5 protein-coding genes are annotated in these 4,363 nt (G+C 74.8%); 4 read left to right on the forward strand and 1 reads right to left on the reverse strand.

What is annotated here, in order from left to right:
- The first annotated feature begins 231 nt into the window (after positions 1-231).
- From JNW98_RS34870 to JNW98_RS34885, 4 genes are all read left to right on the forward strand, one after another.
- Positions 232-1,077 (forward strand): GNAT family N-acetyltransferase, encoded by an 846-nt coding sequence (locus JNW98_RS34870; protein WP_223772283.1) that lies wholly within the window; start codon positions 232-234, stop codon positions 1,075-1,077.
- 112 nt (positions 1,078-1,189) lie between these two features.
- On the forward strand, positions 1,190-1,723 hold the full coding sequence (locus JNW98_RS34875; protein WP_223772284.1) for a GNAT family N-acetyltransferase: 534 nt from the start codon (positions 1,190-1,192) through the stop codon (positions 1,721-1,723).
- Positions 1,724-1,766: 43 nt separating this feature from the next.
- Complete coding sequence (locus JNW98_RS34880) at positions 1,767-2,045, forward strand: hypothetical protein (RefSeq protein ID WP_223772285.1); 279 nt, start codon at positions 1,767-1,769, stop codon at positions 2,043-2,045.
- A gap of 99 nt (positions 2,046-2,144) precedes the next feature.
- Positions 2,145-3,842 carry a proline--tRNA ligase gene (locus JNW98_RS34885; protein ID WP_223772286.1) on the forward strand — a complete coding sequence of 566 codons (1,698 nt, stop codon included), beginning with the start codon at positions 2,145-2,147 and terminating at the stop codon, positions 3,840-3,842.
- 69 nt (positions 3,843-3,911) lie between these two features.
- Here JNW98_RS34885 and JNW98_RS34890 read toward each other — a convergent pair.
- On the reverse strand, positions 3,912-4,363 hold a 452-nt coding region (locus JNW98_RS34890), incomplete at its 5' end, for an aminoglycoside phosphotransferase family protein (RefSeq protein WP_223772287.1).

Raw genomic sequence — 4,363 nt, forward strand, 5'->3', positions numbered from 1 at the left:
GATCGTCGAGACCCTCATCGAAGAGGCCCTGAAGATCGCCGCCCAGATGGAGAAGGACGGCGTCGCCTCCGGCGAGCCCGAGGTCAGCGTCGCCGGCTGACACGATCGCCCCTCGCGGCGGGCCGGGCCACGGTCCTCCCGCCGCGACGGGGTAGGCGCGGAACCGGAGAGGTAAAGTGCCAGGAATCTGTTCTCCTGGCCTCCGGCCGCGACGGTGAGGCAACCGCACACGTGTTGACGACGACCACGACCAGGGTCCTGGAACCCGGCGACCTCGACGCCGCTCTCGCGGTACTCGACCGCGATCCCGTCGCCAACGCCTTCGTCGCCGCCCGTGTCCAGGTCGCCGGCCTCGACCCCTGGCGGCTCGGCGGCGAGATGTGGGGCTGGTACGTCCACGGGCGCCTGGAGGCGCTCTGCTACGCCGGCGCCAACCTCGTCCCCATCTGCGCCGGCCCCGAGGCCGTCCGCGCCTTCGCCGACCGCGCCCGCCGGGCCGGCCGCCGCTGCTCCTCCATCGTCGGCCCCGCCGAGTCCACCGGCGCCCTCTGGTCGCTGCTGGAGCCGCACTGGGGCCCGGCGCGCGAGGTCCGCGCCCGCCAGCCGCTCATGGTCGCCCGGGCGATGCCCGCCGACGTCGACCCGGACCCACTGGTCCGCCGGGTCCGCAAGGACGAGATGGAGCTGATCCTCCCGGCCTGCGTCGCCATGTTCACCGAGGAGGTCGGCGTCTCGCCGCTGGCCGGCGACGGCGGACTGCTCTACCAGGCGCGCGTCGCCGAACTCGTCGGCTCCGGGCGGTCGTTCGCCCGCATAGAGAACGGCAAGGTCGTCTTCAAGGCCGAGATCGGCGCCGCCACCGCCCGCGCCTGCCAGATCCAGGGCGTCTGGGTCGCCCCCGAACACCGGGGCCGCGGGCTGTCCGTGACCGGCATGGCCGCCGTGCTCGACCACGCCCTCCGCGAGGTCGCCCCGGTGGCCAGCCTCTACGTCAACGACTACAACGCGGCCGCGCGCGCCGCCTACCGCCGCGTCGGCTTCCGGGAGACCGGCGCCTTCATGAGCGTGCTGTTCTGAGCCTGCCGTTCCGGACGGGCTGTTCCGGCCGCGCCCTTCAGGACGTGCTCCGCTGACCCGCCGATCTCCATGGCCCGACGGGAAGACCGGCCGGCCGGGTAGCCTCCCGGGCATGGATGACATCGTGGTCGGCCCGCTGGACCTCGCCGCGCGGGTCGACGACGCGCTGGCCGTACAGGCCGTGGCCTTCGGGCTCACCGCCGAGGAGGTCGGCGTCCGGCGCCACATCGTGCTCCGCCACCTCACCAGCCCCGGCGCCCGCGCCCTAGGCGCCATGGCACCGGACGGGCGGCTCGTCGGCTTCGTCTACGGCATGCCCAACGACCGTCGGCACTGGTGGTCCACCGTGGTCGAGCCGTACCTGCGGGCCACGGGGACGGAGGAGTGGCTCGACGACGTCTTCGTGATCACCGAACTCCACGTCCACCCGGCCTTCCAGAACCGGCGGATCGGCCGGACGCTCATCACCGCGCTCACGGCGGACGCGGCGGAACCGCGCTCGATCCTCTCCGCCATCGACGTGGAGAGCCCGGCCCGCGCCCTCTACCGCAAGCTCGGCTACCGGGACCTGGCCCGGCAGGTGGTCTTCCCCAGCGCCGTCAGCCCGTACGTGGTCATGGGGGCGGAACTGCCGCTGCCGGAGTGACGCGCCGGGCCCGTTGTCAGTGGCCGCCCCTAGTCTCGCGCCCATGGACACCGCAGCGGACATCACGACGGCGCGTGAGGCGGCCGGCGAAGCCCTCCGGGACTACTGGGACAACGCCGAGTTCGACACCCCCGACGCCCTGGAACCGGACGCGGCCGGCATACGCGAGCGCTACGCAGCCCTCCTGGCGGCCGCGCCCGGAGGGCGGACGGTCGACTGGGCGAGGGTTCCGCTGCCCGCCTCGGTCCGGGCCCCCCTTCCCGCCGGTGCCCCGGTCAGGTTCCTGGGGGAGCTGTACTTCCACGGCCATGCCGAGCGGTAGCACCGGCGGGCCACCGGAAATCCGTTGCGCGGCTTCCGGTGCCCCGGGCTAGTCTCCGGGGCACCGCACCCGCACCGCCCCCGGGAGTTGAAGGCGACCATGGCCCAGGTCCAGCGCATGTCCACCCTGTTGCTCAAGACCCTGCGCGAGGACCCGGCCGACGCCGAGACGCCGGGCCACCGGCTGCTGGTCCGCGCCGGGTACGTGCGCCGGACCGCCGCCGGGGTGTGGACGTGGCTGCCGCTCGGCAAGAAGGTGCTCGACAACGTCGCGCGCGTGGTGCGCGAGGAGATGGACGCCATCGGCGGCCAGGAGGTCCTGCTGCCCGCCCTGCTGCCCAGGGAGCCGTACGAGGCCAGCGGCCGCTGGACGGAGTACGGGGACCTCCTCTTCCGGCTCCGCGACCGCAAGGGCGGCGAGTACCTGCTCGGGCCCACGCACGAGGAGGTGTTCACCCTCACGGCCAAGGACCAGTGCGCGTCCTACAAGGACCTGCCGGTGACCCTCTATCAGATCCAGACCAAGTACCGGGACGAGGCCCGGCCCCGCTCCGGGGTGCTGCGCGGGCGCGAGTTCCTGATGAAGGACGCCTACTCCTTCGACGTCGACGACGAGGGGCTGGCGGCGTCCTACCGCCGCCACCGCGAGGCGTACCTGCGGATCTTCGAGCGCCTCGGGCTCGACCACCGGGTGGTCTCCGCCGTCTCCGGCGCCATGGGCGGCTCGGCCTCGGAGGAGTTCCTGGCCCCGGCGGAGGTGGGCGAGGACACCTTCGCGGACTGCCCGGAGTGCGGCTACGCGGCCAACACGGAGGCGGTCACCACGGCCGTCGGGTCCGCGGACCCCGCCGGTCACGGGCCGCTGGAGGAGTTGGACACCCCCGACACCCCCACCATCGACGCCCTCGCCGCCCACCTCGGCGTCCCCGCCTCCGCGATCCTCAAGAACGTCCTCGTCAAGGTGGACGGCGAGATCGTCGCCGTCGGCGTGCCCGGCGACCGCGAGGTGGACCTGGACCGGGTCGCCGAGCGGCTGGCCCCCGCCGAGGTGGAGCTCGTCACCGCCGACGACTTCGCGCGCCACCCCGATCTGGTGCGCGGCTACGTCGGCCCGCAGAAGCTGCCCGTCCCCTACTGGGCCGACCCCCGGGTGGCGCCCGGCACGGCCTGGATCACCGGCGCCAACCGGCCCGAAACCCACGCGCGGAACGTCGTCTGCGGCCGAGACTTCACCGTCGACCGCTACGTCGACGCCGTCGTCGTCGAGCCCGGCGACCCCTGCCCCCGCTGCGGCACCGGCCTCCGGCTCGGGCGGGCGATCGAGATCGGCCACATCTTCCGGCTGGGCCGCAAGTACGCCGACGTCTTCGGCTTCGACGTGCTCGGCCGCGAGGGCAAGCCGGTCCGGGTGACCATGGGTTGCTACGGCATCGGCGTCTCCCGCGCCGTCGGCGCACTCGCCGAGCAGACGCACGACGAGCGCGGCCTGTGCTGGCCGCGCGAGGTCGCCCCCGCCGACGTCCACGTCGTCATCGCGGGCAAGGCCGTACAGACCGAACTGGCCGAGGCCCTCACCGCCCGGCTGGCCGACGCCGGGGTACGCGTCCTGCTCGACGACCGCGCGGGCGTCTCGGCGGGCGTCAAGTTCGCCGACGCCGAGCTGATCGGCGTCCCGACGCTCCTGACCGTCGGACGCGCCGCCTCCGACGGCCGGGTCGAACTCAAGGACCGGCGCACGGGGGAGCGCGAGGAACTGCCCGTGGACGCGGCGGTCGAGCGGCTGCTCGCGCCGCGGTAGGCGGGTCTCGGGGACGAGGGGCCGCCGGCGCTCGCGGGCCCCGGCCGTTCGCCGGGCGGCGCGCCGCCGCTAGAGCAACGCCGCGAACTCCAGCAGGAGTTCGGCCGCCTTCCGCTCGCCGGACGCCCGCTCGCGCACCCCGTCCGCCACCGCGCGGAACAGCGTCCAGCCGCGCAGCCGTTCCGCGTCCACCTCCAGGGCGTCCGCGAGGCGGGCCGTGCGGCGGCGGACGGTGGTCGCCGCGCCGGGGGAGGCGAGGAGGGTGTCGGCGCGGTCGCGGGCCAGGCGGGCCAGGTCGTACGCTCGCTCGCCGGCCAGCGGGCGGGGGCCCACGGCCAGCCAGGGCAGCCGCTCACCGGCCAGCACCTTGCCCTGGTGGTAGGCGCCGTGCAGCAGGCTCGGCGGTTCGTCGGCCGGGCCGGCCGCCAGCGCCTCCCGCAGTTCCAGGGCCTCGTCGACGAGGGGCCGGGCGTCCGCCGCCCAGGGCTCGTCCCGCCAGGCGCGCAGGGCGGCGGCGAGGG

The sequence above is a fragment of the Streptomyces huiliensis genome, from assembly GCF_020037025.1.
Lineage (GTDB): Bacteria > Actinomycetota > Actinomycetes > Streptomycetales > Streptomycetaceae > Streptomyces > Streptomyces huiliensis.

What these genes read in the sequence shown, in the direction of transcription:
- JNW98_RS34875 (WP_223772284.1), top strand. Translation starts at nt 1,190, where the DNA reads ATGGATGACATCGTGGTCGGCCCGCTGGACCTCGCCGCGCGGGTCGAC.
- JNW98_RS34880 (WP_223772285.1), top strand. Translation starts at nt 1,767, where the DNA reads ATGGACACCGCAGCGGACATCACGACGGCGCGTGAGGCGGCCGGCGAA.
- JNW98_RS34885 (WP_223772286.1), top strand. Translation starts at nt 2,145, where the DNA reads ATGGCCCAGGTCCAGCGCATGTCCACCCTGTTGCTCAAGACCCTGCGC.